The organism is Candidatus Ulvibacter alkanivorans, from assembly GCF_003333325.1.
Classification (GTDB): domain Bacteria; phylum Bacteroidota; class Bacteroidia; order Flavobacteriales; family Flavobacteriaceae; genus Ulvibacter_A; species Ulvibacter_A alkanivorans.
Map to the genome: position 1 here is coordinate 1 of NZ_QOLC01000089.1, position 26,747 is coordinate 26,747.

The window sequence follows — 26,747 nt, forward strand, 5'->3', positions numbered from 1 at the left end:
CGAAAAAGCTATTAAAATTACCGCATACTAAAACGCCAACGTGATACGAAATGTTTTCGTGTCACGCTCCTTTTGAGCGGGAACGAGCGGCGAAAATATTTCTTGATTGTAGTTCGGGTCTTGCTTACAACACCACCATAAAACTAATAGATTTTGAGAATAACGAGTTTTGGGTAAAAGCGATGGGGAAACCTATTTACGAAAACGCTACGATCGTAGGCATACGCGGAGTCTTTAGAAACATTCACGAAGACAAACTAGCGCAGAATAAGATAAAAGATTCGTTAGCGAATACCGAATCCCAAAACGAGCGATTGGTTCGTTTTGCCAATCTGTTGTCACATAATTTGCGTTCGCAAGCGAGCAACCTTCAATTGACGGTCGAATTGTTACGAGGGGCCGATTCTTCGGAAGAAGTTTCAGAGCTAAACGAAAATCTAGATTATATTTCAAAGAACCTTGCGACCACTATTACTCACATGGACAAGCTTGTAAGCATTCAATCAAAAGCTTCCGAAGAAAAGAAAACCGTTGTGTTCAGTGAGGCATTGGAACAAGTAAAACATGATCTTCAAAACGAATTGATTGAAGCGCAGGCCGAATTGTTCACCGATTTCTCGGAAGTTCCTTCTATCGCTTATATCCCGTCGTTTATACAAGATATATTGACCAGTTTAATGTCCAATTCTATTAAATATAGAATGCACGATCGAAAACTGGTTATTGAGATATACACCTATCGCGAGAACGATCGAACGTATTTAATGGTAAAGGATAACGGTGTTGGAATCGATATGGAACGTAAAGCCAACAATCTTTTTAACTATTACCACGACGACCAACCGTTTGATCACCCCTGTGACGTAGGCTTATTCATTATTAAGAATGAAATAGAGGCGCTACACGGCAATATAACGGTAGAGAGTACCCTTTCAAAAGGAACCACAGTAAAAATTGCTTTTTAAACTTCTTCTTGTTCTTTCTTCGGAAAGGCTTTCTTGTTAAAGAAGATAAGTAAGGCCACTCCAACACTTATGGCCGAATCGGCTATGTTAAATACGGGCTCGAAGAACACAAAATACTCGCCTCCCCAAAACGGTACCCAGTCTGGTAAGACCCCGTCCCATAAAGGAAAATACAACATATCGACTACCTTCCCATAGAAAATATCGGCATAACCTCCTCCTTCGGGAAACATGGTGGCCACTTGATTGTAACTATCGTCGAAAATAAGTCCGTAGAACACCGAGTCGATTATATTTCCGAAGGCACCGGCAAAGATGAGTGCGATACAAACAGTGAGGATGCGAGGTGCATTTTTTCGTACCGAGTCCCACAACCAATAGCCAATTCCGAAGATAGCGACAATCCTGAACAAGGTTAAAATAAGCTTGCCATATTCACCCGGTATCTTGGCACCCCAGGCCATTCCCTCGTTTTCTACAAAATGGATTCGAAACTGTTCCAGCACGTAAATCTCTTCACCTAGTGTAAAATGGGTCTTTATGTAGATCTTTGAGATTTGATCGATCAATAATATTATGATGATCAAGATGGAAGCTTTTTTCAAGGTCATAGCCAATTCTGGTATTTGAATGTGTAATTACAACTCAGCGCGTGATTGCGCTTAAGGGTAAAACGATCACAAAAATAGCAATATTATTTGGTTTGTGATAGTGTAATATTTCCGTTGATACTCTCGGCGATAAGGGTGTATTTTCCATAGGTCGACAGCTTATTTACAACAGTTCCTGTTATTGAACTTGCTTCGCCGCGTACCGAATTTAGCGCAGTTACACGAATATCTCCTTCTTTGGTTAGCAGTAAAGCGTTGCCCTTAAAATTGGAAAGCAGACAAGTGCCTGTTGCCAACGAAACATTCAATTGGTTATAATGGCCGGTTGCCTTTACCGATGCTCTCTTAGAAAACACGTAAAGTGACAAGCCTTTTGGAAGCGTAAGTTCCATTTCGATGCTCAACACTTTGTGTGCGGCAAGCTTGTCGTTTTTAGCATTAAAATAAGGGGTGAATCCGGTGCCAATGGTAAGTAGTTCCTTTTCTTTGGAAACTTCCAGGACCACCTGTTCATACGTTTCACCTTCAACTTTAGTGGTAAGTAAAATCGTATTTGTTGCTTCGGAAGCTATCGTTATATTGAACACGGCATCCGATCGTATTTCGACAGCCTGTATTCCTGCGGCATCCCAAGATTTTTCAAGTATTTTCTGCGCCCATGCTTCCGAAGAAATTAAGAGAAATAGAAAAATAATGAGCAATATATTTCTCATGCCAGAAACTTTATAAGTACTAGCAACTTCACTAAACATAGGTTCTTAAAGTGTTCCTTTATTTCTGAAGGTTCTTAGCTTCGATACTAAGCGTAGCGTGCGGCACTAATTTTAGGCGCTCCGGATTAATAAGTTTTCCAGTAACACGACAGATCCCGTAACTTTTGTTCTCAATACGAATAAGGGCATTTTTAAGGTCGCGAATAAATTTTTCTTGACGAATAGCCAACTGAGAGTTCGCCTCTTTGCTCATTACTTCACTACCTTCATCGAAAGCCTTGAAAGTAGGAGATGTATCGTCGGTCCCGTTATTACTATCGTTCTTGTAAGCGCTTTTAATAAGCTCTAACTGTTCTTTAGCCTTATCGATCTTTTCTTGGATCAATAGCCTAAATTCTTCTAACTCAGCATCGCTGTATCGAGTTTTTACGTCTTGTGCCATAATTTAATGTTTTTTAATTCGCAAACGAGTTTCAATGTCGTCGAAAGCAATTTCGGTACCATTGCTTAGTTCATCTTCAAATTCCAGAACTTCAGTTAGCGTCTCTTGTTTAATATACTCCATGTTTTGCTGCACAGCCGATTGTAATTGACCTTCTTTCTGGATGGTCACTTCTACACGGTCTGTCACCTCAAAACCTGAATCTTTTCTAATATTTTGTATGCGGTTCACCAATTCTCTGGCGATACCTTCATTCTTTAAGCTCGGTGTGATGGTCACATCTAGCGCAACGGTTATCCCGTCGCTGTTTGCAACCAACCAGCCCTCGATATCCTGAGAACTAATAACCACATCATCTACGTTCAATGTAGTACTTTTTTCGTTAATCACGATAGAAATCGATCCCTCTTTTTCTAATTTCGCGATCTCCTCTTGTCCAAACTGCTGTATAGCAGCGGCTACCATTTTCATGTCACGACCAAATCGAGGTCCTAATTTCTTAAAATCGGGTTTGATCTGTTTAACCAATATACCAGAACCCTCGTCAATTAATTCGATCTCCTTAACGTTCACTTCCGATTTGATCAATTCTGAAACGGCTTCGATCTCTGCTTTTTCCGAAGGGTCCAAAACCGGGATCATAATCTTTTGAAGCGGCTGTCGTACTTTGATCTTCTCTCGTTGTCGTAACGATAATACTAAGGAAGATATTGTTTGCGCCTTTTTCATTTTGCGCTCCAGCCCTTTGTCTATGTATGACGCATTGGACGTTGGAAAGTTACTTAAATGTACCGAAATCTCTCCTGCACCTGAAATTCCACTTGTTAAATCCTTATAGAGTCGATCCATAAAGAATGGAGCGATTGGCGCACCTAATTGTGAAACGGTAAGCAAACAGTTGTAGAGGGTTTGGTAGGCCGATATCTTATCGGTACCATAACTACCTTTCCAGTAGCGGCGTCTGCTTAACCGAACGAACCAATTACTCAGGTTCTCTTGTACAAAATATGAAATTGCTCTCGCCGCCTTGGTGGGTTCATATTCCCCATAGGCAGTATCAACATAGGTTATAAGGCTATGTAGTTCAGATAAGATCCATCGGTCGATCTCGGGTCGATCCTCGAATGGTATATCTGCTTCACTATAATCGAAGTTATCCAAATTTGCGTACAGACTAAAGAAGCTATAGGTGTTGTAAAGCGTTCCGAAGAACTTATTACGCACTTCCCCAATACCTTCACTATCAAATTTTAGATTATCCCAAGGGTTGGCATTGCTTATCATATACCAACGAGTGGCATCGGGACCGTATTTTTTCAAGGTATCGAAAGGATCTACTGCATTTCCTAGGCGTTTCGACATTTTTTGGCCATTCTTATCTAGCACTAAACCGTTCGAGACCACATTCTTATACGCAACATCATCAAAGATCATGGTCGCAATAGCGTGTAAGGTATAGAACCAACCACGCGTTTGATCGACACCTTCTGCGATAAAGTCGGCTTTACGCCAAGTGTTCTCTACTTTCTCTTTGTTCTCAAATGGGTAATGCCATTGTGCATAGGGCATGCTTCCGCTATCGAACCAAACATCGATAAGATCTGCCTCGCGTTTCATCGGCTTACCACTTTCAGAAACCAACACGATCCCATCTACAATATTCTTGTGCAGGTCTACGGTTGCATAATTCGCTTCAGAAAAATCGTTTACGACAAAATCTTCAAAGAGTGCTTTATCCATCATTCCTTCGGAAACAGCTTTCTCCATTTCGTCTTTTAGTTCTGCGACAGAACCAATAACCTTTTCCTCTTTACCATCTTCTGTGCGCCACAACGGCAACGGGATTCCCCAATAACGAGAACGCGATAAGTTCCAATCGTTGGCATTGGCAAGCCAGTTGCCAAAACGACCTTCCCCGGTTGCTTTTGGTTTCCAATTAATGGTTTCATTCAACTCGAACATTCGATCTCTAAAATCGGTCACTTTTATAAACCAAGAATCTAACGGATAATATAGAATGGGTTTATCGGTTCGCCAACAGTTAGGATAACTATGCACGTATTTTTCTACGTGAAATGCTTTGTTCTCGGTCTTAAGTTTGATGGCGATTTCAACATCCACACTTTTTTCGGGAGCTTCACCGTCGTTATAGTATTCGTTCTTAACATATTTCCCACCTAATTCGCCCAGTTCGGGACGGAATTTCCCCTGCAGATCTACCAATGGCACCAAAGCATCGTTCTCGTCTTTTACCAGTAATGGTGGAACTTCCGGCGAGGCTTCTTTAGCTACTTTAGCGTCATCGGCTCCAAATGTAGGTGCGGTATGAACGATCCCGGTACCGTCTTCGGTGGTCACAAAATCTCCGGTGATCACTCTAAACGCATTTTCAGGATGGTTATATGGCTGCGCATAAGGAAGTAATTGCTCATATCGAATGCCTTGAAGAGCCTCCCCCTTAAATTCGGCTAGGATACAATATGGGATCTTCTTATCTCCTTGCTTATAGGCTTTTATTGCATCTTCGTTTGGCTTCTCCTCATATTTTCCGCCAAATTGTTTGCCTACTAGTTTTTTCGCCACCACAACATTGATGGGTTGATAGGTATATTGATTGTAGGTACGAACCAATACATATTCTATTTTGGGTCCAACCGCTAATGCGGTGTTACTTGGTAGGGTCCAAGGAGTAGTCGTCCATGCAAGGAACCAAATATCGGTAGTAATGGCTGCTAAAAAATTGGGTAGGGAATCACTAATCGCTTTAAATTGTGCGACAACGGTAGTGTCTGTCACGTCTTGATACGTCCCCGGCTGATTGAGCTCGTGAGAGCTAAGTCCGGTTCCTGCTTTGGGAGAATAAGGTTGTATGGTGTATCCTTTGTAAAGGAGTCCTTTGTCGTAGATCTGTTTTAGCAACCACCAAACAGACTCCATATATTTAGGTTTGTACGTTATATATGGATCATCCATATCTACCCAATAGCCGTATTCTTCGGTTACTTTGTTCCAGACGTCGGTGTATCGCATGACGGCTTTACGGCAGGCCTCGTTATAGGCTTCTACCGAAATCTTCTTTCCAATATCTTCCTTGGTAATACCAAGCTCTTTTTCTACACCCAATTCAATAGGCAAGCCATGGGTGTCCCAACCTGCTTTGCGCGCTACTTTATAGCCTTTTTGCGTTTTATACCGACAAAAAATATCTTTGATAGCTCGTGCCATCACATGGTGAATCCCAGGCAAGCCATTTGCTGAAGGAGGACCTTCAAAAAACACGAAGGGTTCTTCATTTTCACGAATAGATATACTCTTCTCGAAAACGTTTTCTTGTTTCCAAAAATCCAGTATTTCTTCTCCTACCTTCGGAAGATCTAAGCCTTTGTATTCTTTAAATGTTCTACCCATGTTTCGACTTCTGTCATCATCGCAAATGCGATGTTTTCAAATTGATTTCTAATTACGTTACCACAGAGAACACGCCCTATGGTTCTAAGGACGCGAAATTACGGAATTTTGCCTAAATAGGCTACTTCTAAAGGGCACGAAATTGATTCCACTTTGCTAAATACCAGTCGTTCGCTTTATGTTAAGAATAAAATTCTATATTTATACACCCTAACCCAGTTCGTATTGAAAAAACTACTACTGTTCTTGCTTGTTTTCCCTAGCCTCGGAATTAGTCAAAATTATGTCGATATTGTAAAGGTAGGATATGGCCAAACGTTCAATAACGATTTTGTCGATACCGAAAGCAGTACTTTTGTAAAGTCTTTAGAGGCAGATCTCACCATTCCGCTGGTGCTCAATGAAAACAATGCCTTTATAACCGGTTTGGCGTTTAGTAGAAACAACCTTCAATTAGTTCCTGAATCCGATTTTTCGAGCTTGTACAGCACAACCCTAAAACTGGGTTTAGCTACTACTTTCAACGACCGGTGGAGTAGTACGATCGTGTTATTACCTAAAGTCGCATCAGATTATACTTCCTTTACTTCGGAAGACTTTTACCTGGGTGGATTTGGTCTATTGAAATACCATAAGAAAGAAAACTTCATTTATCGCTTCGGACTCTATGCTTCTTCGGAAGCCTTTGGGTTATTTACCACGCCTATCGTAGGATGGTATTATTTAAGTCCAAGTTCAAAATTTGAAATGGATATGTCACTACCAATATCGGCCGACCTTAACTACCAGCTAGGCGCAACGACCGTTGGAATCGACTATTATGGAATTGGCCGTAGTTTTAGACTCTACGACGATGCCGAACAGTCTGATACCTATGTAGACCTAAGCTCATTAGAATTTGCGAGCTATTTGCAGTTTAATGTGCTTCAATCGCAGCTATTGCTACGCGCAAAGTTTGGATACTCCAGTAACAACTATGAGGTCTATGCAACCGATGAAACCATCGATATAGGTGTATCGGCTTTCAGTTTTGGCGATGACCGAACCCAATTAAATCCCGACTTGTCCGGTGGTTTTTTCTTAAAATTTGAAGCCGTGTATCGCTTTCATATTCCTTCCGAAGAAAAGACAGAAACCACTGAATAAAGCTATGTTGCTCGCATTAAGCTCCTTTTTCTTATCTTTGGAGTAAACTCCCCAGTTAGATGATTATCAATTTAAGAAATGAAGTCTGGAAAGAATTTTCCAGAGCGTTCTGGCATCCGTTCGAAACGCTAAAGGTCTCCAATTATGGTCGCGTAATTCGGTACAAGTACAATCCCGAAGGCGAATTATTAAAACCTTATAAGTTAGGAGGCTACGAAGTTTTTTCTATTGGAATAAAAAATGGAAAGACCGGTGTTAAAAAAGGCAAGACCGACCTTATTTACATACATCGTGCCGTTGCCGAATTATTCTTGGAAACCGAAGAAAAGTCATTTGTGATTCATAAGGATTACAACAAGACGAACAATCATGTTGACAATTTAGAATATGTAGATCGCAAGGGACTTTCGGCTCACACTAAGAAAAATCCGGCGGTGATACAAGCCAAAAAAGATCGTATAGGAAATTATAAATACGGAAAACTAACCGAAGGAAAAGTAAAAATCATAAAGAGAAAGATCTTCGACCCTAACCGGAAAACGCGCATGCGTATTATCGCAAAGCAATTCGGAATATCAGAAATGCAACTATATCGCATTAAGAATGGTGAAAATTGGGGTCATGTGGATTATTAGCGAAGATGAACAAAGAATGTCCTGAATGTGGAAGCAAGATCATTGGTCGCGCAGATAAGAAATTCTGCAGTGACGCTTGTCGTAACGCACATAACAATGCCTTGAACAAGGATCGCAAGAACTTGGTTCGCAATATCAACAACCGCTTGCGTAAAAATTATCGCATACTCGAAACGCTGAACACCAAAGACAAGACAAAAGTGACCAAAGAGCGTTTACTGCGTATGGGATTTAACTTTAAATTCTTTACAGGACAGTACATTACCAAGACCGGCACCATTTATTATTATGTATACGATCAAGGCTATCTGCCTCTCGAGAAAGATTGGTATTTATTAGTAAAAACGGAACTACAGCTTTAAGACACCTTATTTCCAAGTTTGTCCCTTTAGTTTTAAAGCGGCTTTAAGGACGTCTTTCTGACTTATTAAACCAACTAACTTTCCATCTTCAACAATTGGAAATCGACGGTGTTTCGATTCTAAGAATTTATTGGATGCATCGAATACATTCATATTGCCATCGATGGTTTCGACATTTTTTGCCATTTGACTCTCGACTTTCACGTCTTCCATGGGCTGATTGTAATAACGGCTGTCGCTTATTTGTTTCATACAATCTCCTTCAGAAATAATCCCTACCAACTCATAATTTTCGTTTACAACAGGTGCTCCCGATATCTTATGCTTAATTAACAAGGTGATCGCTTCCAACACCGATTGGTCCGGTCTAAATGTGATCAAATTCCTGCTCATATAATCGGAGACGGTAATATCCTCACTACTCCCCTTCGTGGGTTTTGCGCGTCGTCCCATAAAACTTTTAATTCCCATGACGTGTTTCTTTAGATTCCTAAATATAATCAATTTTGCGATAGGGATCTCTTGGCTTGCTTCGGAAAGATTCTGATTTCAAAGAATATTGTACTTTTAGAACTGTAAAGACCAATTCATGAGAAATCTCATCGCTTTTATCTCACTAATTATTATAGTGAGTCTGATCCTTTATAGTTTTTCAAGTTTAATGCCTAAAAAGGGTACGCCACTTTCGACGGCCGATACGGAGTTCGCCACAGAACGAGCATTGATCCCGTTAAAAGAAATTAGTAGGTCACCACATTATTTCGGCTCACAAGCGCATGCCACGGTGCGTAATTTTTTAGTGGAAGAACTGGAAAATTTAGGCCTTCAAACCGAAATACAACAAGGATATGTGCATGAAGCCCTTTATACCAAGGTCGATCAAGGTGATAGTACGAAGCGCTATTCTACCGGGTACAATCTAATTAAACCCAAGAATATCGTGGGACGACTAAAAGGTTCCGGCAACGGAAAGGCGTTGTTGCTGCTTTCACATTACGACAGCGCAATGATCCCATCCTATGGCGCCAGTGATGCGGGAAGTGGAATGGTAACTATTTTAGAAAGTTTACGTGCCTATCTGGCTACGGGGAAAACACCTAAAAATGATATCATCGTCTTGTTTTCTGATGCTGAAGAGCTGGGCTTAGATGGAGCTTCTTTGTTCGTCAATGAACATCGGTGGGCCAAAGATGTTGGTTTAGTACTAAATTTTGAGGCGCGCGGAAGCGGCGGACCCAGCAATATGATATTAGAGACCAATGGCGGAAATGAAAAGTTGATCGATGCTTTTATTGCTGCCAATCCCGAATTTCCAGTAGCTTCTTCCTTGATGTACAGCGTTTATAAAATGCTGCCAAACGACACCGATTCGACCGTATTTAGAGAAGATGGTGATATAGACAGCTTCTTTTTTGCATTTATAGACGACCATTTCGACTATCATACTGCAAACGATAACTATGCAAATCTAGACAGGAATACACTCCAACACCAAGGCTCCTATTTGCTACCACTGTTGCATTATTTTTCTCAAGCGGATCTCGCAAATTTAAAATCTGATGCAGATCATGTATACGTAAATGCCCCATTGGTTAAAATGATACATTATCCGTTCTCTTGGATCATTTGGATGCTTTCTATTGCGATCCTCCTTTTTATAGCACTTGTTTTCTTCGGAATAAAGAAAAAGAAATTAGTAGGTCGAACGATAGGGCGTGGTTTTGGTGCTTTTACATTGGCATTAGTCGTTTGTGGTTTGTTAGGTTTTCTCGGTTGGAAATTGCTGCTGCTGTTGTACCCTCAATACAATGAAATACAACATGGATTTACTTACAACGGGCATAGTTATATTGCTTTTTTTGTTTTCTTATCGTTGGCGGTAACATTTAAGATCTATAAAAGATTTGGCAGAAAAGACCTGGTGGCCGGACTTTACATAGCGCCCTTAGCCTTTTGGCTACTAATCAATGTTGCTGTGTATATCATACTGCCGGGCGCTGCCTACTTTATAATTCCTGTTTTTTTCGCACTCATCTCGTTATGGGTATTAATTAAATATGAGAATCCGAGTGTCTTTTTACTCACCTTCTTAGGAGCTCCGGCATTATTTCTGTTTTCACCGTTAATTCAGTTCTTTCCGGTAGGGTTAGGACTTAAAATGTTAGTGATAAGTTGTGTCTTTACCGTGTTAACATTTGGTTTACTTATTCCGGTATTAGCCTCATATCGTTGGAAGAATATTTTGGCAGCTGTGTGTTTTATTATTGCACTCATTTTCTTTATTAGTGCCCATTTTACAAGTGATTTTTCCGAAGAAAGACAGAAGCCAAATAGCTTGGTGTATTATCAGAATGCAGATACCGGTACTTCTTATTGGGCCACTTACGACCGTATGTTAGACGACTGGACGCAAGGCTATATAGGTGATGCTCCTGAAACTGCTGCTACCTACATCGACAATTCGGCCGGCAGCAAGTATAATTCTCCGTACACCTTTGCGACCGAGGCTCCTGCTAAGAACATTCCGAGTTTTGAGATCGAGCTAATACAAGACACGGTGGTTTCCGGCAATAGATCGGTTGCGTTTAAAATCCTTCCTAAGCGTAATGTAAATCGCATAGAATTGTATGCCGATAAGGAGATTGACTTTATTGAATTTAAAGCGAATGACGTTCTGCCTAGTTCAAATGCTTCGGAAGCACTTGATTCTGCTGAAAGATGGCATGACAGGCTGCTGCGTTATCATGTGATCGACAACGAGCCTTTAACGGTTAAGTATACTGTTTCCGAAGCGACACCTATTGAATTTCGCGTATTAGAATATTCGTATGATCTCATGGAGCATTCTCAATTCTCAATAAATAAGCGACCCAAGTATACCATGCCGAAACCCTTTGTAATCACCGATGCAGTTATTGTACAACGCACTTTCGATGTTGATGCCTTATCTAGAACGGTTAACGATACACTTGTGACAAACCTATAACGAATGAACAAACAAATTGGAATTGCAGGAATGGGCTGGCTTGGCCAACCCCTCGCCCAGCATTTAATGACGCTTGGCTATAGGGTGAAAGGAACCGCAACGAGCGAATCAAAAGTCACTAATTTGTATAAACAAGGGTATGATGCTCACGTGTTAGAGACCTCGGAATCGGGTGTAACGGGAGATCCAAAAGCTTTCTTAGCTGATCTCGATGTGTTAGTGATCATGATTCCTCCCGGACTGCGGAAAAATACGGGCGCAAATTATGTGTTGAAAATGTCGTATTTACTATCTGAAATTCAACAAGCGGAGATCGAACATCTTATTTTAATTAGCAGTACGTCGGTGTATAGTGATGCGCAGGGTGCAGTTACCGAAAAAATATACCCCATACCCGATAGTGAAGCCGGAAGACAATTGCTACAAGTAGAGCAACGTTTCTTTAACGATCCATCTCAAAAAACAACCCTAGTGCGGTTTGGCGGATTGGTAGGCGGAAGTCGACAGCCGGTTCGATATTTGGCAGGAAGAAAAGAGTTGCAAAATGGAGCAGCTCCCGTAAACTTAATTCATCGCGACGATTGTATTGGAATTCTTTCAGAAATTATTAAACAGGAATGCTTCGGAAAGATATTCAATGCCGTTGCGCCTTTCCATCCTAACAAAAGTGACTATTATACAACCAAGGCTCAAGAACTGGGATTACAACCCCCTGAGTATGTAAAACCAGATGCGGGTGGTGATGACACTTATAAAAAAGTTGATTCGGTTCATCTAAAAAGCCTATTGCAGTACCAATTTAAGCAGTCCATATTATAGTGCGACTATCCTTCTGAGTCTCGTAGTTCGGCTTGAAAGATAGAGTCTCTTAGGCGTCGTTGCTTCTCCAGCTCTTTGGCTTCTTCATCCTGCTGATCCAGATCTATTTGATCTTTTGCGAATTTACCGTTTATCTGTTCGACAAAATTTTGCGTAGCCCTATTCAAGGTTTGTAAATGGTTTTCAATTTCTTCGTTTTCGAAACGGTCCTTATGCACTTCTTGGTGTAGCAAGGATGCGTGTGTTTTTACAACGAGTAAACGAGACACGATGGCTTGTGTATTCAGTTTTTCGGGGATCTTCTTTGTGAGGGAATCGGTGTGTTGAATAAGTCGTTCACTTCCGCTTTGAAGTGCTTCAATATTACTGCCGTTTATAAATTTCAGTTCGTTCTCGAAATCTTCAAAAACCGACCATTGAAAGATCTCTTTCTTGGCTGCTTCGGAAAGTTCCGGGAAGCGATAGGATGTGTCCCCATAGATCAAGCTTGTGTTTACTTCTTGCGTTGTGGCCACTTCGGATGTTTCCGAAGAATTCCCACAAGAGATCCAAAAAGAGATCACACATATACTAAGCAAGGCCGTAAATAAAGTTCGTTTCATCACAGTATAAAATCGCAGCACAAATATACACGTTCTACCAACAATCTTCTCTTCGCTATACAAAGAAAAGGGGGAGATATTCGTTATCTTTATCGGCTGAATTGATAAACGTATGAAAAAGAGAATTCTTATAATGGGAGCCTGTGGTCAAATTGGCACCGAACTTACAACCCAACTTAGAAACAAATACGCAGCTCATAAGGTAATTGCAAGTGATATAAAGGAAGGATCGCAAGAACTTATGCAAGGTGGCCCTTTTGAGATCTTGGATGCCATGGATTATGAGGCCGTTCAAGACGTGGTTATTCGATATGAGATCACCGATGTATATTTAATGGCGGCCATGCTTTCTGCAACGGCAGAGAAGTTCCCTATGAAGGCTTGGAATTTAAATATGAATTCCCTTTTTAACGTGCTAAATCTTGCAAGAGACAAAAAGATTGAAAAGGTGTTTTGGCCATCCAGTATTGCTGTATTTGGTAGCACAACACCCAAAACCGACACACCACAACGTACGGTAATGGAACCTTCTACGGTGTATGGTATAAGCAAACAAACCGGCGAACGATGGTGTGAATACTACCACAAACGTTATGATGTTGATGTTCGCAGTATTCGATATCCAGGCTTAATTAGTTATACTACGCTGCCGGGTGGTGGTACCACAGATTATGCTGTCGATATTTATTATAAGGCTTTGAAGCACAAGAAGTATATTTCTTTTTTAGGCGCTGAAACCACACTTCCTATGATGTATATGGATGACGCCATTAATGCGACCATTGGGATAATGGAAGCAGACAAATCGGAGATAAAAATACGCAGTTCCTATAATTTGGCTGCTATGAGTTTTAATCCGGAAGAGATTGCTGCCAGCATTCGCGAACATGTACCCGCCTTTTCCATTTCGTATAAACCTGATTTTCGTCAAGCGATAGCCGATTCTTGGCCACAAAGTATCGATGATTCTGCTGCCAGAGAAGATTGGGGTTGGGAGCATAAGATATCCTTGGAGGAGATGACCAAAATCATGTTGGACAACATAGAATAGGTCGTAATTACTTGTTGCGCTTTTTCTTATCCCACCAAATGTAGCCTATAAAGAGGATAAGGCTTACGATAGAACCCCATAGTAATCCGCTCTTCATTTGATCGGTGCTTTGCCCGAAGATCGCAATGAACAGCGTTAGCGGTGCAATTCCCACTAAGGTCGCACCAATGAATTTCCAATAACCCATTTTAAGGATCCCTGCGACAAAACTAATGGCGTCATTCGATAGAAATGGATTGATGCGTGTTACAATTATCGCCCAGAAGCCATAGTCATCGATAAAATCCTCGATCTTCTGTTCGGTAGAGGGACCAATGATCTTTTCTACTAGCACGGGACCTAGATACTTACCAATAAAATAACCAACCGATGAGGCTGAAAAAACTGCTGCGAAAACAATAACGCTTCCCCAAATGGGTCCGTAGGCAAGAATAGACACTACCATAAGTGCAACGCTTGGAATTACGAGTAAGAACATTTGAGCGATCATAGCCAGTATCAATACTAGTGGCCCGAACCAACCAAATTTGCTTACCCACTGCTCGATTCGCTGCTCGTCGTTACTAGTTAATACGGTCCAAGCTTCGTTAAGAAATGACTGCACTGAAGGAATAAAAAAGTAGCTTAACACCACGGCCGCAACAATACCAATCGAAATAAACAATGGTAGCTTGCTTTTCTTTACAGATGAATGTTCTTTCAAATCTGACATTGAGTGACATTAATAGTGTCGGTATAAAAATACAGTAAAAGAAGGAAGTTCCTTTACGCCCAGTATTTTTCAAAGAAAAAGCCACCCACATTGTGGATGGCTCTTCGTCGTTTTAGCTCCTCAGACTGGGCTCGAACCAGTGACCCTCTGATTAACAGTCAGATGCTCTAACCAACTGAGCTACTGAGGAATATTAGGTGTTTTAGATGGCGTAACCATCAACCTTGGTGACCCTAAGGCGACTAAGGCGGGTGCAAATATAATTTATTTTTAAACTGTCACAAAGCGTTTTTTATTTTTTTCTTTCTTTTCTGAAAAAATAATACGGATAGGCATTTTTTAATATACCTACCCGCATTCTTTAAGTGATACGTCAACAAAGACCTACCTAGTTCGCAATGACGATCTTTTGTCGTTCCACCTGTTTATTTCCAAGCGTATGCACTTCTACTATGTATACTCCGGCAGCAAAATTGGCTACTTCCATCTCATAGTCCGTTCTGTTTGGAACAGATTGCTCGAATGCTACCGTTCCTAAGATCGTATATAGCTTCACGGCTGTAATGGGAGCCGCGTTCGAACTAAACGAAAGTCGTTCCGTTCCATCCACAGGGTTAGGATAGATACTAATCGCTGTTTCATAGTTGTTTTCTGAAACATTCAAAATACTGGAAAGTGCTTGAAATGCATTCAGCCTTCCGAAGCCATAATATTGATCCCAACCTGGCGTATCTTCGGAAGGGTCTCCGGTTTCATCATCGGCTGTGCTATTCATGATGGTTCTAATTTCTTCCGGTGTCAGTGAGCCGTCCTGAGAAAGCAATAAGGATGCAATTCCGGCTACGTGTGGTGCTGCTTGAGAGGTTCCGCCCCAATAAATATTATAGTTGTTGTTAGAGGTATGGGTAATACTATAGGTATAGTTACCCGGAGCTATAAGATCGATATGAGGTCCGAAATTACTTCCACTGTTTACGTCCCAATAAAATGGCGAGGAACGGTCACCGTCCGGATCGATCGATCCCACAGCTATTGTTTCGGTATAAGCAGCCGGATAGATTGGAATGTTATTATCGAAATTCAGCATTGCCGCGGTAAGCACTACCCCGTTAGAATGGGCATAGGTGACCGCATCTTGTAGTGCCGAAGAATCTCCGGTAGAGCCCCATGACATATTAATAATATCGGCACCGTTATCTACTGCATAGTAAATTGCATCAACGGCCCACGCGACATCGGTATAGGCATTTTGATCGTTGAGCATTTTTAGGTTCATGATCTTGCTGTTCCAGTTAATTCCGGCGTAGGCCGTCGCATTATTAGGAATGCTCCCCAACAATCCTATAATATTGGTTCCATGCCCCACGTCATCAGACGGGTCGTTAGTGTTATAGGCAAAGTTCCAACCATCTATATCGTCAATGTATCCATTACCATCGGTATCGGTTCCGTCTAAGACTTCATTAGGGTTGGTCCATAATCTACCTGCTAATTCAGGATGATCGATCTTAACCCCTGAGTCTAAAACGGCAATGATAATATTGGCATCACCTTGTTCTATATCCCAAGCCTCTTCCATCATAATATCGACCCCTTCTTCGGAATCGGACAGAGGAAAATTACCATCATTACTAAGTCCCCATTGTCTAGAGAACAACGCATCATTGGGTATCTGACTCACCATTTCGAAACATTCTCCTCCGGCAGATCCCGTATAGTTAGGCTCCACATATTCGAAACGGTTGGTTGCCTTATATTGCTGAATTACCTCTTGAATAGGCTGTTTTGCAGAAAAACGAATCACAAAGGTATTTTGAGTTCTTCGATTACCAATCTGCTCTATATGTTCTACCGAGTATTGGGCGTGTAGCCTTTGTAGGGTGGGTGCTTGAAACTTTTCGGCTGTGGTTAGCGATTGGTCATTATGCTCAGCTTTAAGCTTAACAAGTATGCTGTTCATAGCATAGTTAGTTACTTCTTGTGCTTGTATTGAACAGAGGAACAAGAGATTGAGGGTAGTTAGTAATAGTGTTCTCATTTTTTATCTTTTTAGTTGCTGTTACGCTACCATCGTACGAAATAAAAAATGTCATCACTAGGTTTCAGAAAAAAATAAAGGCACCCCTAACAGAGTGCCTTCAACTACTATTGAAATCGTATTATTTTCTATTTAAATAACCAGCGATATATATCGTTCCCATTGGCAAATAGCACCAAGGCGATTAATATAAAGAATCCGATCATTTGGGCATATTCCATGAATTTGTCATTCGGCTTTCTCCCAGAAACGATCTCGTATAACAAGAACATTACATGCCCTCCATCTAATGCGGGTATGGGCAATATATTCATAAAGGCAAGAATAATGGAAATTAGAGCCGTGGTTTGCCAGAAACTGATCCAGTTCCAGCTTTCAGGAAATAAATTACCAATTGCTCCAAAACCGCCAACTTGAGTGGCTCCCTTGGCAGTGAATACATACTTGAATTGTTTTACATAATCTTTTAAAATGTTATAGCCATAACTCACCCCACCGGTTATACTTTCACCTAAACTATAGGTTACGTGTGTTGACTCACCGAAATTCTGAACTCCAATTTGGCCGTCCTCATTCGTCTCAACCGTTAACATCTTTTGTGTGCCGTCTCTGTCGATCACAATGGTATTTACCTTATCCTCATTTGAACTTACGATCTTCGTGAATTCATGCCAGTAGGTAATGTCTTCTCCATTTACTGATACAATTCGGTCACCTTCCAAGAAACCTGCAGCACCTGCCGGATAATCACGTCGAACGGTGTCGATCACAGGAAAACGGCGTTCAGTAAACGGACGTAAGATATCTTTTTCGAACATTTGGCTTCCTATATCTTCGGGCATCGAAATGGTTTCAACACTACCGTCTAGGTGTTGTACCTCTATGGTTTCCACATCTCTTAAAAACAAATGACGGTTTATATCTGTTACATTGGTGAATTCTTCACCATTCACACTCAATATTTTATCGCCGTCCTCAAATCCCATTTCCTTAAATTCTTCGGCTATAGCGAAGCCTTCGGGTAGGTCGTCGTTTGTGGTAATGTAGGTGCCGTTAAAGAAGAGTATGCTCATATAGATCACAAACCCGACAATAATATTCACCGTAACACCTCCAAGCATAATGATGAGACGTTGCCATGCCGGCTTGCTTCTAAACTCCCATGGTTGCGGCGGTTGTGCCATTTGTTCTTTGTCCATGCTCTCATCGATCATTCCTGAGATCTTTACGTAACCCCCCAAAGGCAACCACCCAATTCCATAAACGGTATCTCCGATTTTCTTTTTAAAGAGCGCGAATTTTACGTCGAAGAATAAGAAGAATTTTTCGACACGTGTCTTAAATAATTTTGCCGGAATAAAATGCCCCAATTCATGGAGCACGATCAATATGGATAAGCTTAACAGCAACTGAAGTGCTTTTACAGCGAATGGACTCATAGTTTCAAAAATTAACGCACAAAAGTAATCTTTTATACCCGCTTTTAAAAATTATTAAAGACGTACTTCTGTTTTACAAAAGTTTAAGAAGCAGAAGGCTATAGAAGTAATTTTTAGATAGTAATTTTGTCTAAAATTTCCGGGCATGCTACAGTTCTTCTCGAAATACAAATATTTTGCCATAGTTCTAGCAGTACTATCGGTTATAATTATCGCCGCTATTTATTCAGTATTGAAACCAAACGAGGTGCTTCCGGTGTTTCAACCCGCAAAAGTTAATGCCGAATTGGTTGATACCACCCTTCAACATGTAAAAAAATACCACACCATTGGTGATTTTTCGCTTACCAATCAAAATGGGAAGACGATCACCCAAAACGATTATAAGGATAAGATCTATGTGGCCGATTTCTTTTTTACCACCTGCCAAACCATTTGCCCGGTCATGACCGATCATATGGCCGAAATTCAAGAAGAACTTAAACGCGATCAAGAGGTCTTACTACTTTCTCATACCGTGACGCCCGAAATCGATTCGGTAGCGCAACTCAAGCGATATGCCCTTCAGAAAGGAGTAAACGACGAGAAGTGGAACTTGGTAACTGGCGATAAAAAGGAAATCTACGATCTTGCCCGAAAATCCTATTTAGCGGCTAAAGAATCTCCCAATCCTTACGAATTGATTCATACCGAGAATTTTGTGCTTGTCGATAAAAAGAAACGCATTCGCGGATTCTATGATGGCACCGATCCAGAAGCGATCGAACAACTCTTAAATGACATCAAGATCTTAAAAAAAGAAGACTAGAAATTGATTCGTATTGCCAATAGGTTAAAAACAATCAAATTGTTTTTTCTACTGCCCAAATTCTATTACTTTTGCGTTGTTTAAAATCAATCTAAATAAATATAATGCTTACCATTGCCAATTTAAAAAAGGGACAGCGGGCTATCATTAAGGAGTTTTCGGTAGAGGTCGTACCGTTAAAGTTGCTCGAAATGGGCTGTCTTCCGGGCAATGAGGTTGCATTAGTACAAATGGCCCCGTTTCGTGACCCAATGTATCTTAACATTAACGGCAGTCATCTTGCCATTCGAAAAGAAACCGCTTCACAGATTGAAATAGAATTGATTCAATAAATGGCAAAACAGATCAACGTCGCTCTTATCGGGAATCCGAATACGGGAAAGACCTCAGTTTTTAATCGGCTAACAGGCCTGAATCAAAAAGTAGGGAACTATCCCGGTATCACGGTCGAAAAAAAACAAGGGATCTGCAAACTACCACGGGGCGTCAAAGCCCATATACTGGATCTTCCCGGAACCTACAGCTTAAATGCCTCCTCCCTAGACGAGAATGTGGTCATCGAATTATTGTTGAACAAGAACGATAAAGATTTTCCCGATGTTGCTGTGGTTGTGACCGATGTCGAGAACCTGAAGCGAAATCTGCTGCTGTTCACACAAATCAAAGACCTAGGTATCCCTACGATTCTAGCCATCAATATGGCAGATCGAATGAAGCGTAAGGCCATCACCTTAGATATCGAAACGCTAGAAAAGCGTCTAGAGACCAAAATCGCGCTTATTAGTTCTCGCAAGAATGAAGGATTTGAAGAATTAAAGGAGCTTATAAATGAATATACATTTCTTTCTACCGAGCCTTGTGTCAATGCTTCGGCCATAGCGCCAGAGTATTTTGACCGACTTCGGAAGGCTTTTCCGAATCAGGATTTGTACAAGTTGTGGTTGGTCATTACCCAGGATGTTAACTTCGGAAAGCTGGATCGTCAAGAATTAAAAGGCGTTGCTACCTTCCAAACAGAGTCTAAAAGTGAACTTAAAAGACTTCAGCAAAAAGAGACCATTGCTAGGTATCAGTTTATCAATGGGGTGCTAAAGGAGTCCTTAACCGTTGATACGGCAAATGCCAAGGACTTGCGAAGTAGGATGGATCGCATCTTAACCCATAAAGTTTGGGGCTATGTTATTTTCTTCGGAATCTTACTGCTTATTTTTCAAGCTATCTTCGACTGGAGTAGCTATCCTATGGATTTCATCGATAGTTCGTTTGCCTCTCTTAGTGAATGGCTCAAGAATACATTGCCTCCGGGAGATTTTACCAACTTACTCGCCGAAGGGATCGTTCCCGGATTGGGTGGTATTGTTATTTTTATTCCACAGATCGCATTCCTGTTTCTCTTCATTTCTATTTTGGAAGAAACCGGTTACATGAGTAGAGTGGTTTTTTTAATGGACCGCATCATGAGACGTTTTGGTTTAAGCGGGAAAAGTGTGGTGCCACTGGTATCGGGTACCGCTTGTGCAATTCCGGCGATTATGGCCACACGAAATATAGAAAATTGGAAAGAGCGACTCATTACTATTTTGGTTACGCCTTTTACTACTTGTTCTGCACGATTGCCGGTATATTTAATCATCATCGCATTGGTGATACCCGAAAAAAGAGTGTTAGGTATTTTTAGTATGCAAGGCTTAACATTAATGTTCCTGTATCTTCTAGGGTTTGGAGCGGCCATCTTTTCGGCTTATTTATTAGATAAAATACTCAAGATAAGAAGTAGAACCTTCTTTGTGGTAGAAATGCCAAATTACAAAGTCCCTTTAGGGAAAAATGTACTCATCACCGTAGTGGAAAAGACCAAATCTTTCGTTGTTGGTGCAGGAAAGATCATACTGGCGATCTCGATTATTCTATGGGTATTGGCCTCGTATGGTCCCGGTGATTTTAACAATGCCGAATCGATTGTAAGACAAGAAAATGCAGAGCAGGACCTTTCCGAAGAAACCTTAGAAACTAAAATTGCCTCTTTTAAGTTAGAGCACTCGTACATTGGTATCATTGGAAAAGGAATTGAACCTGCTGTTAGACCACTAGGCTACGATTGGAAAATTGGTATTGCCATCGTTAGTTCCTTTGCTGCTCGTGAAGTGTTTGTGGGTACGCTAGCCACTATTTATAGTGTGGGTAGCGAAGAAGAAGAAACGATAAAAAATAGAATGGCGGCAGAAGTCAATCCAGTTTTAGGAACACCCTTATTTAACTTTGCCAGTGGAGTCTCCCTTCTATTGTTCTATGCATTTGCCATGCAATGTATGAGTACTTTGGCCATTGTAAAACGCGAAACCAATAGCTGGAAATGGCCTATGTGGCAATTATTTGCCATGAGTGCCATTGCCTACGTAGTGGCCTTGGCTGCATATCAATTATTAAAATAATCCTAGTGTCGCAACCCGAGGAAACTACGAAATAATCTAAAATTAGTAAATTTGTACCATGGACCTACAGACCATTTTAGTCATAATCACTTTTTGTTTGGCCACCGGCTATCTGCTAAGAAAGTTCGTGTGGAACCCAATATTTGAAGGGCGCCAAAAATCAATTGGCACCTTAGACGGTGGAAAGACCAAATGCGGTAAAAAAGATTGTGGTTGCCACTAATCGTTTGGATCTAACAATTGGTCGATTCGTGCTATCGCATCTTCATAATGGTAGCGCGTAACAGTATTTACTCTGCTCTTAGCAGATCGCAATCTACTGCGTAAGGCGTTCAATTCACCTCGTACGAGCGAACGAACATCCGAAGCGCTTACATCATAACTAAGCCTTCCTTCAAAGCCGGGACGGTTAAACCGTCTATTCGAAGGTTCTTCGGTCATTAAATAAGCCATTCGATCTAAATAAGTGCGTTGCAGATTTCTTCTATAAATGTCCACGTTTCGGTTGGCAGAGGCCTCACTCCATAAACCGTTTCTTAGATCGGTTAACATCTCTAAAGCACTATAACGATCCCCCTCAAGGGTTTCTCCGTCTATTAGTCTTCCTATACGATCAAAACTTAGGATGTTGTTTAGATGTCTCGCTTGCAAACGCCTTAGGTCTTCAAAATAGCCAGCATGATCTATATTTTGTAAAATATTAATATCGATGAGCCATGCCGGAGTTTCGAAGATATTATCGTGTAACCACGCCATAGAGGCTCGCTGTGTCGCTTTATCCTGATGCGTGTAGACAATCCCTTCTTGTTTTGGTGTCTTTAAATTTTCATAAACACCGCCAATATTGGTAACTACATGTCCAACATATCTGCTGTAAACTCCTAATAATTCACCATACAACTCTTCGAGATCATTATAGTTATTGGTTTGTTCCGAAGTCCAATTGGGCAAGTTCTTAACTACATATTTTAAATTGCGAATTCCATAATTACTGGCCGCTATTGGATCGTTACCTATACTTTCCGTTTGTGATTGCGGGTCGAAGCTACTTGACTGCCTTCCGAATTTGTAAATAGGGTCGCCGGCCTTTTCTAATATCCATTGATTCAAAGTAGTTTTTTCTTCCTCTGCCGAATTGGCTCCGGGAATCACTCGATACCCCCAATTAGTAGCGTAATGATCGTAAGGTCCCATTTGTCTAATAAATCGAATGTTTTCATCGCCCGGTTGTGCAATGTAATTATATCGAGCATAATCCATTAAACTTGCCGCAATTCCGTTTTTTTGCGTAAAATCACCATCGCGATACGATTCGACATCGTAGGCGTAACTGGCAGCCATGTTGTGAGGAAATCCTAAGGCATGCCCTACTTCGTGCGCAATTACCATGCGCATCATCTCTCCAATTTCTTCCTCCGGAGTGTTCAAGGTTCTTGCACTAGGGTTGGCCGCTCCTGTTTCTAATAAATAACGGTTACGGTAACTACGTAAGTGATTGTGATACCAGATAATATCACTTTCTATGATCTCTCCACTTCTAGGGTCGGAAACACTAGGTCCTACTGCATTTCGCGTAGTGCTAGCCACATAGCGTACTACTGAATACCGAATATCTTCCGGACTCCAATCGGGATCTTCCTCTTTGGTTGGCGGATCTTTAGCGATGATCGCATTTTTAAAGCCGGCACTTTCAAAAGGCTTTTGCCAATCTTCTATACCTTGCTTGATATACTTACGTAAACCTTCAGGGGTTCCCGGATCCAAGTAATAAACAATGGGGTCTTTGGGTTCAACCAATTCTCCACGTGCATAGGCTGCAGGATCTTTTGGTTCTAGTCGCCAACGACGAATATAGGTCTTCTCATCTGCCTTTAACGCATCGCTTCCGTAGTCATACTGACTCACCGTAAAGAACCCAACACGAGGATCGTATAATCTTGGTTGCATAGGTTCTTCTGGTAGTAAGATCATCGATTGATTCATTTGTAAGCTAATCGATTCTGTGGCAGAAGCAGAAGGCGGTTCGGAAGCATTATAGGTGAAGTCTTGTTTTACTTCTATGTTCTTCGGAAAGCTTTTTACACTATTTATAAAACTTCGGGACTTATCTAAATTCTTAACTTTATATTGCTTGCGAAAGCGCGCCGGCAGCCCACTAATAGCTTTTACATCCGATTCAAAAAACGAAGAAACATCGATCACGGTTGACGTAGAGTCCTTGCTAAACGCTTCTATATCGAAAGCATACAAGGTAGGTTCGTAATTGTTTACGTAGACCGATTTGCTTATGGCCTTGCTGCTGTCTGCGACATTGGTATACGACTTCACCTTTAAAAGGATCTTATCTTGGTACCGTACCCAATGCACGACCTGTTCGTTGGTTTTTGTCCCTGCATTTACGTAGCCTCCACCCAAGCCCAACGGAATCTGAGCAATACGCGAGACCCACAACATGTCTTTCTGTAACAACGAATCGGGGATCTCATAATAGAATTTCTTGTTGAGCGAATGCACTTTGAAAAGGCCCAAGTCGGTGATCGCTTCGGAAGTGATCACGTCATCATACGCTTTGATAGCATCCTTGTCTTTAGATTTGGGTTTGGTTGCTGTTTGAGGTGTTTTTTGTGAAGTTTTCCCTTGTTGCGAAGTTGAAGCACAGGAAATTAATAAACCTAGTAGTAGGCAGGTTGCTACAATTTTTTTCATGAAATAGGAATTTGCTTTCGAAAATACACAATAGCTAAAAAAAATTCCGGCTTTCTTCCAAGATTAACATTCTAAACACCCAAAGTAGTAAAGGGGACTAATTACTCATGACACACCAACAACGTGTAGTTAGGTTGTTCGCCACCTAGCGCTGAGGTTGGATACGGATTCAACGCCATAATATACAAATGTAGGTCGCTGTCCTTAAAGATCGTATGAATCATTTCAGAAGGCGGTACTTGTCCTTTTAAAGTAACCTCTTTGCGTTCACTTTGTCCATTCGCTGCCGACATTTCCAAGACAATACGCGCTTCGCCTGCCCAAACACATGTAACATTGGTAGGACAACGTGAATCCTCCAATACCTCAACAAATCGAATGGTCACATCTGCTATTTGCACAGTTTCCCCTAACGGGATCTTTACCGCTATCTTAGGAACATCAACAGGAGTTTCCTCTTGAGCAAAGGTGATACTTACAAACAACAAGGTAACTAGTACAACTAACTTTTTCATAGGAATAAATATTTTCAGTTTAAAGATATAAGAAATAACAATGCCAAAAAAAAGCTAGCCTCTAAATAAAAAGAAATCATCTTTCATCTTTTCGATGCGTTCGTCCTTGTTAGTGATAATGTATTCGAGCGCCAAATTTGTAAACTCCTTTCCTTTTTCTGTAAGGGATACAATCTCATTGTTAATAGTGATCATATTGTTCTTTAATGCGAGGTCCAATACCGTTTTGCTTCGTACCTTTTGCCAATTAATATGTTCATTTAGATGATTGATATGGCGTTCTTTTTCTTCGGAATGGTTATTTAAGTGCAACAAAAATGTGAGTAGTGAAACTTCAGTTCGTTGTTGTTTCTGCCGGTATAAAACTGCCACCAAACCTTTCCGAGGGGCAAAAAGATATACGAACAAGAATACCACACCTAACACTGTGGTCATCGATCCTGAGATTGAAGCATCCAGCCAATGTGCCGTCCAATAGCCCATAATGGCCGAAAAAACACCAAAGCCTATAGACAAGTATAACATTTTCCGAAGGTCTGAGGTCAATAGGTAGGCAGTGGCAGCAGGGGCTATCATAAGGGCAACTACTAAGATCGCTCCAACGGCATCAAATGCTCCTACCACAGTAATGGATGACATTGACATGATTCCGTAGTGCATAACCACCGGTGAAATACCTAAGGCCGATGACAATCCGGCATCGAACGTACTTACCTTTAGTTCTTTAAAGAACAAAAACAGGAGCACTACGGTTAGTATGAGAATACTACCCATGATCCACAAGGATTTAGGGCCAACGTCGGCTCCAAATAGCAATAGGCGATCAAAAGGGGCAAAGGCCAATTCTCCCAATAATACTGCATCGACATCTAAGTGAACGTCATTGGCATTTTTAGCGATCATGATCACACCAATGCTAAAAAGCGCGGGAAACACTAGTCCTATGGCCGTATCTTCTTTTACCAATCCGGTTTTTTGAATAGCTTCCACCAAGATCACCGTGATCACTCCCGTAACCGCTGCCAATAAGATGAGCAAAGGCGAATTGAGGTCATGGGTTATAAAAAATCCCAACACAATACCGGGAAGGATGGAATGGCTAATCGCGTCGCTTATCAAGGCCATTTTCCGAAGCACCAGAAACACTCCCGGAATGGCACATGCGATCGCAACGATGGCAGCAATGATTTGTATTTCAATCTGCGGACTAGTCATTTTTTAGTTGTTGATTGTAAAGATTTTTTGCTTCGGAAAAGCCTTTATCTGTCATCGCCCATTCTTGACCCTGTATTGATATCCATTCTTTTTCTTCAAGTTTCCGAAGTGTGCCTTTGGTAAATCCTTGAAAATTGTTCAAAATTCGAATAGCGTGAGGATGGGAAATATCTTCGTGATCTTTAGCGATCCCGTACATGAACTGAAGTGTCTTCTGCAATTGCAAATCACGTCGATTTTGACGAAATCTTATTTCTCTAAACAGCAAACCTCGACCGGGCGAAAAGACAAATGAGAACAGTACGAACACAGCAGCTACCAAAACGATCACCGGGCCGGTTGACAAATTGTTTTCGCTGGCACTGATCGCCGTTCCCACGACACCTGAAAATGCACCAAATATCGCCGCCAAAAGGATCATTACACTCAAATTATTGGTCCATTGCCGTGCCGCAGCTGCAGGTGCTAAGAGCATCGCACTCATTAGCACAACGCCTACGGTTTGTAATCCAAGTACGATGGCCAAAACGATAAAAAAAGTGATTAGAATATCGATGAACTTCGTATTAAACCCGAGGGTTTTGGTATAGTCGGCATCAAATAACAGGATCTTAAATTCTTTCCAAAAAAGCAATAGGACGATCAAACAGATGGAGGTAACCACTACCATTAGTGTCACGTCCTTTTCCACCAAAGTGGCTGCTTGACCAAATAGGTATTTATCTAATCCGGCTTGATTGGCATTGGGTTGTTTTTGAATAAAGGTGAGTAACAACATTCCAAAGCCAAAGAACAACGACAAGATCAAGCCTAGGGCTGTGTCGCTCTTCAAATGCGTTTTTTGTGTCATCCCGCGTATCCAAAAGGTACCAATTAACCCACTAACCAAGGCACCTAACAGTAAAACATTCGTGTCTTTGGCGCCGGTAATTAGAAAGGCCAAAGCGATCCCCGGCAAGGCCGCATGGGAGATGGCATCGCCTAACAGACTTTGTTTTCTAAGTACGGCAAAACTCCCCAGCATACCACAAATGGCTCCTAATACCGCTGTCCCCAAGGTGATGGTTCGCAAGGTATAATCGCTCCAAAGTAGTTCGAAATATTCGCTTAGCGTCATAGTATTCAATTGCTATAATTCTCTC

24 protein-coding genes and 1 tRNA gene are annotated in these 26,747 nt (G+C 41.2%); 11 read left to right on the forward strand and 14 right to left on the reverse strand.

What is annotated here, in order from left to right:
* Positions 1–50: 50 nt before the first annotated feature.
* Positions 51–965 carry an ATP-binding protein gene (locus DWA30_RS08840; protein WP_114492182.1) on the forward strand — a complete coding sequence of 305 codons (915 nt, stop codon included), beginning with the start codon at positions 51–53 and terminating at the stop codon, positions 963–965.
* Here the strand turns inward: DWA30_RS08840 and DWA30_RS08845 are convergent.
* The 4 genes from DWA30_RS08845 to ileS all read right to left on the reverse strand — a co-directional run bounded on the left by DWA30_RS08845 (position 962) and on the right by ileS (position 6,139).
* A complete protein-coding gene (locus DWA30_RS08845; protein ID WP_114492183.1) occupies positions 962–1,576 on the reverse strand; it encodes a lipoprotein signal peptidase in 615 nt (204 codons plus the stop codon). The genes DWA30_RS08840 and DWA30_RS08845 overlap by 4 nt on opposite strands.
* 83 nt (positions 1,577–1,659) lie before the next feature.
* On the reverse strand, positions 1,660–2,289 hold the full coding sequence (locus DWA30_RS08850) for a hypothetical protein (protein ID WP_136073181.1): 630 nt from the start codon (positions 2,287–2,289) through the stop codon (positions 1,660–1,662).
* A gap of 58 nt (positions 2,290–2,347) precedes the next feature.
* Positions 2,348–2,731 carry a TraR/DksA family transcriptional regulator gene (locus tag DWA30_RS08855; protein ID WP_114492185.1) on the reverse strand — a complete coding sequence of 128 codons (384 nt, stop codon included), beginning with the start codon at positions 2,729–2,731 and terminating at the stop codon, positions 2,348–2,350.
* A gap of 3 nt (positions 2,732–2,734) precedes the next feature.
* On the reverse strand, positions 2,735–6,139 hold the full coding sequence (gene ileS / locus DWA30_RS08860) for an isoleucine--tRNA ligase (RefSeq protein ID WP_114492186.1): 3,405 nt from the start codon (positions 6,137–6,139) through the stop codon (positions 2,735–2,737).
* A gap of 225 nt (positions 6,140–6,364) precedes the next feature.
* Here ileS and DWA30_RS08865 point away from each other — a divergent pair, with 225 nt between their 5' ends.
* From DWA30_RS08865 to DWA30_RS08875, 3 genes are read left to right on the forward strand one after another with little or no spacing between them, the layout of a single operon-like run.
* Complete coding sequence (locus DWA30_RS08865) at positions 6,365–7,285, forward strand: DUF6268 family outer membrane beta-barrel protein (protein ID WP_114492187.1); 921 nt, start codon at positions 6,365–6,367, stop codon at positions 7,283–7,285.
* A gap of 59 nt (positions 7,286–7,344) precedes the next feature.
* Entirely contained in the window at positions 7,345–7,920 is a 576-nt protein-coding gene (locus DWA30_RS08870) for an HNH endonuclease family protein (RefSeq protein ID WP_114492188.1), read from the forward strand.
* Positions 7,921–7,925: 5 nt separating this feature from the next.
* Positions 7,926–8,282, forward strand: a complete 357-nt coding sequence (locus DWA30_RS08875) for a hypothetical protein (protein WP_114492189.1) — start codon at positions 7,926–7,928, stop codon at positions 8,280–8,282.
* A gap of 6 nt (positions 8,283–8,288) precedes the next feature.
* On the opposite strand, the gene DWA30_RS08880 is transcribed toward DWA30_RS08875, so the two are convergent.
* A complete protein-coding gene (locus tag DWA30_RS08880) occupies positions 8,289–8,753 on the reverse strand; it encodes a CBS domain-containing protein (RefSeq protein WP_114492190.1) in 465 nt (154 codons plus the stop codon).
* A gap of 118 nt (positions 8,754–8,871) precedes the next feature.
* On the opposite strand from DWA30_RS08880, the gene DWA30_RS08885 reads away from it, so the two are divergent.
* Complete coding sequence (locus DWA30_RS08885) at positions 8,872–11,268, forward strand: M28 family peptidase (RefSeq protein ID WP_114492191.1); 2,397 nt, start codon at positions 8,872–8,874, stop codon at positions 11,266–11,268.
* Between the two features lie 3 nt (positions 11,269–11,271).
* Positions 11,272–12,087: an SDR family oxidoreductase gene (locus DWA30_RS08890; protein ID WP_114492192.1), complete on the forward strand. Its 816-nt coding sequence runs from the start codon at positions 11,272–11,274 to the stop codon at positions 12,085–12,087.
* Between the two features lie 5 nt (positions 12,088–12,092).
* Here the strand turns inward: DWA30_RS08890 and DWA30_RS08895 are convergent, their stop codons facing one another.
* Positions 12,093–12,689, reverse strand: a complete 597-nt coding sequence (locus DWA30_RS08895; RefSeq protein ID WP_114492193.1) for a hypothetical protein — start codon at positions 12,687–12,689, stop codon at positions 12,093–12,095.
* Positions 12,690–12,801: 112 nt separating this feature from the next.
* Here DWA30_RS08895 and DWA30_RS08900 point away from each other — a divergent pair, with 112 nt between their 5' ends.
* Positions 12,802–13,740, forward strand: coding sequence for an NAD-dependent epimerase/dehydratase family protein (locus DWA30_RS08900; protein ID WP_114492194.1), 939 nt, complete (start codon positions 12,802–12,804; stop codon positions 13,738–13,740).
* A gap of 7 nt (positions 13,741–13,747) precedes the next feature.
* Here DWA30_RS08900 and DWA30_RS08905 read toward each other — a convergent pair whose 3' ends face one another.
* The 4 genes from DWA30_RS08905 to rseP form a co-directional block, all read right to left on the reverse strand.
* Positions 13,748–14,452, reverse strand: a complete 705-nt coding sequence (locus DWA30_RS08905; protein WP_114492195.1) for a TVP38/TMEM64 family protein — start codon at positions 14,450–14,452, stop codon at positions 13,748–13,750.
* A 116-nt stretch (positions 14,453–14,568) separates the two neighbouring features.
* A tRNA-Asn gene (locus DWA30_RS08910) sits at positions 14,569–14,642 on the reverse strand.
* 198 nt (positions 14,643–14,840) lie between these two features.
* Positions 14,841–16,490, reverse strand: a complete 1,650-nt coding sequence (locus tag DWA30_RS08915) for a S8 family serine peptidase (RefSeq protein WP_114492196.1) — start codon at positions 16,488–16,490, stop codon at positions 14,841–14,843.
* A gap of 128 nt (positions 16,491–16,618) precedes the next feature.
* Complete coding sequence (gene rseP / locus DWA30_RS08920; RefSeq protein WP_114492197.1) at positions 16,619–17,929, reverse strand: RIP metalloprotease RseP; 1,311 nt, start codon at positions 17,927–17,929, stop codon at positions 16,619–16,621.
* 145 nt (positions 17,930–18,074) lie between these two features.
* Between rseP and DWA30_RS08925 the strand changes: the two genes are divergently transcribed.
* The 4 genes from DWA30_RS08925 (at position 18,075) to DWA30_RS13200 (ending at position 21,392) form a co-directional block, all read left to right on the forward strand.
* Positions 18,075–18,737 (forward strand): SCO family protein, encoded by a 663-nt coding sequence (locus DWA30_RS08925; protein ID WP_114492198.1) that lies wholly within the window; start codon positions 18,075–18,077, stop codon positions 18,735–18,737.
* Positions 18,738–18,841: 104 nt separating this feature from the next.
* Positions 18,842–19,069, forward strand: coding sequence for a FeoA family protein (locus DWA30_RS08930; RefSeq protein ID WP_438829900.1), 228 nt, complete (start codon positions 18,842–18,844; stop codon positions 19,067–19,069).
* The gene (feoB, locus tag DWA30_RS08935; RefSeq protein WP_114492200.1) at positions 19,070–21,169 is read left to right on the forward strand and encodes a ferrous iron transport protein B; all 2,100 of its coding nucleotides are present in this window, start codon (positions 19,070–19,072) and stop codon (positions 21,167–21,169) included.
* A gap of 58 nt (positions 21,170–21,227) precedes the next feature.
* Positions 21,228–21,392, forward strand: a complete 165-nt coding sequence (locus DWA30_RS13200; protein ID WP_136073182.1) for an ATP synthase subunit B family protein — start codon at positions 21,228–21,230, stop codon at positions 21,390–21,392.
* Here the strand turns inward: DWA30_RS13200 and DWA30_RS08940 are convergent.
* The 4 genes from DWA30_RS08940 to DWA30_RS08955 all read right to left on the reverse strand — a co-directional run bounded on the left by DWA30_RS08940 (position 21,389) and on the right by DWA30_RS08955 (position 26,722).
* Positions 21,389–23,875, reverse strand: a complete 2,487-nt coding sequence (locus DWA30_RS08940; protein ID WP_114492201.1) for a zinc-dependent metalloprotease — start codon at positions 23,873–23,875, stop codon at positions 21,389–21,391. The genes DWA30_RS13200 and DWA30_RS08940 overlap by 4 nt on opposite strands.
* Before the next feature lie 101 nt (positions 23,876–23,976).
* Positions 23,977–24,390 (reverse strand): hypothetical protein, encoded by a 414-nt coding sequence (locus tag DWA30_RS08945; RefSeq protein ID WP_114492202.1) that lies wholly within the window; start codon positions 24,388–24,390, stop codon positions 23,977–23,979.
* A 54-nt stretch (positions 24,391–24,444) separates the two neighbouring features.
* Positions 24,445–25,605: a metal ABC transporter permease gene (locus DWA30_RS08950; protein WP_114492203.1), complete on the reverse strand. Its 1,161-nt coding sequence runs from the start codon at positions 25,603–25,605 to the stop codon at positions 24,445–24,447.
* Positions 25,598–26,722 (reverse strand): metal ABC transporter permease, encoded by a 1,125-nt coding sequence (locus tag DWA30_RS08955; protein ID WP_114492204.1) that lies wholly within the window; start codon positions 26,720–26,722, stop codon positions 25,598–25,600. Before DWA30_RS08955 ends, DWA30_RS08950 begins: the two co-directional genes overlap by 8 nt.
* Positions 26,723–26,747 lie beyond the last annotated feature (25 nt).

Bases quoted from the DNA above. Each gene is read 5' to 3' on its own strand.
- DWA30_RS08840 (WP_114492182.1), top strand. From the start codon at position 51: ATGTTTTCGTGTCACGCTCCTTTTGAGCGGGAACGAGCGGCGAAAATA.
- DWA30_RS08845 (WP_114492183.1), bottom strand. From the start codon at position 1,576: ATGACCTTGAAAAAAGCTTCCATCTTGATCATCATAATATTATTGATC.
- DWA30_RS08850 (WP_136073181.1), bottom strand. From the start codon at position 2,289: ATGAGAAATATATTGCTCATTATTTTTCTATTTCTCTTAATTTCTTCG.
- DWA30_RS08855 (WP_114492185.1), bottom strand. From the start codon at position 2,731: ATGGCACAAGACGTAAAAACTCGATACAGCGATGCTGAGTTAGAAGAA.
- ileS (WP_114492186.1), bottom strand. From the start codon at position 6,139: ATGGGTAGAACATTTAAAGAATACAAAGGCTTAGATCTTCCGAAGGTA.
- DWA30_RS08870 (WP_114492188.1), top strand. From the start codon at position 7,345: ATGATTATCAATTTAAGAAATGAAGTCTGGAAAGAATTTTCCAGAGCG.
- DWA30_RS08875 (WP_114492189.1), top strand. From the start codon at position 7,926: ATGAACAAAGAATGTCCTGAATGTGGAAGCAAGATCATTGGTCGCGCA.
- DWA30_RS08880 (WP_114492190.1), bottom strand. From the start codon at position 8,753: ATGGGAATTAAAAGTTTTATGGGACGACGCGCAAAACCCACGAAGGGG.
- DWA30_RS08885 (WP_114492191.1), top strand. From the start codon at position 8,872: ATGAGAAATCTCATCGCTTTTATCTCACTAATTATTATAGTGAGTCTG.
- DWA30_RS08890 (WP_114492192.1), top strand. From the start codon at position 11,272: ATGAACAAACAAATTGGAATTGCAGGAATGGGCTGGCTTGGCCAACCC.
- DWA30_RS08895 (WP_114492193.1), bottom strand. From the start codon at position 12,689: ATGAAACGAACTTTATTTACGGCCTTGCTTAGTATATGTGTGATCTCT.
- DWA30_RS08900 (WP_114492194.1), top strand. From the start codon at position 12,802: ATGAAAAAGAGAATTCTTATAATGGGAGCCTGTGGTCAAATTGGCACC.
- DWA30_RS08905 (WP_114492195.1), bottom strand. From the start codon at position 14,452: ATGTCAGATTTGAAAGAACATTCATCTGTAAAGAAAAGCAAGCTACCA.
- DWA30_RS08915 (WP_114492196.1), bottom strand. From the start codon at position 16,490: ATGAGAACACTATTACTAACTACCCTCAATCTCTTGTTCCTCTGTTCA.
- rseP (WP_114492197.1), bottom strand. From the start codon at position 17,929: ATGAGTCCATTCGCTGTAAAAGCACTTCAGTTGCTGTTAAGCTTATCC.
- DWA30_RS08925 (WP_114492198.1), top strand. From the start codon at position 18,075: ATGCTACAGTTCTTCTCGAAATACAAATATTTTGCCATAGTTCTAGCA.
- DWA30_RS08930 (WP_438829900.1), top strand. From the start codon at position 18,842: ATGCTTACCATTGCCAATTTAAAAAAGGGACAGCGGGCTATCATTAAG.
- feoB (WP_114492200.1), top strand. From the start codon at position 19,070: ATGGCAAAACAGATCAACGTCGCTCTTATCGGGAATCCGAATACGGGA.
- DWA30_RS13200 (WP_136073182.1), top strand. From the start codon at position 21,228: ATGGACCTACAGACCATTTTAGTCATAATCACTTTTTGTTTGGCCACC.
- DWA30_RS08940 (WP_114492201.1), bottom strand. From the start codon at position 23,875: ATGAAAAAAATTGTAGCAACCTGCCTACTACTAGGTTTATTAATTTCC.
- DWA30_RS08945 (WP_114492202.1), bottom strand. From the start codon at position 24,390: ATGAAAAAGTTAGTTGTACTAGTTACCTTGTTGTTTGTAAGTATCACC.
- DWA30_RS08950 (WP_114492203.1), bottom strand. From the start codon at position 25,605: ATGACTAGTCCGCAGATTGAAATACAAATCATTGCTGCCATCGTTGCG.
- DWA30_RS08955 (WP_114492204.1), bottom strand. From the start codon at position 26,722: ATGACGCTAAGCGAATATTTCGAACTACTTTGGAGCGATTATACCTTG.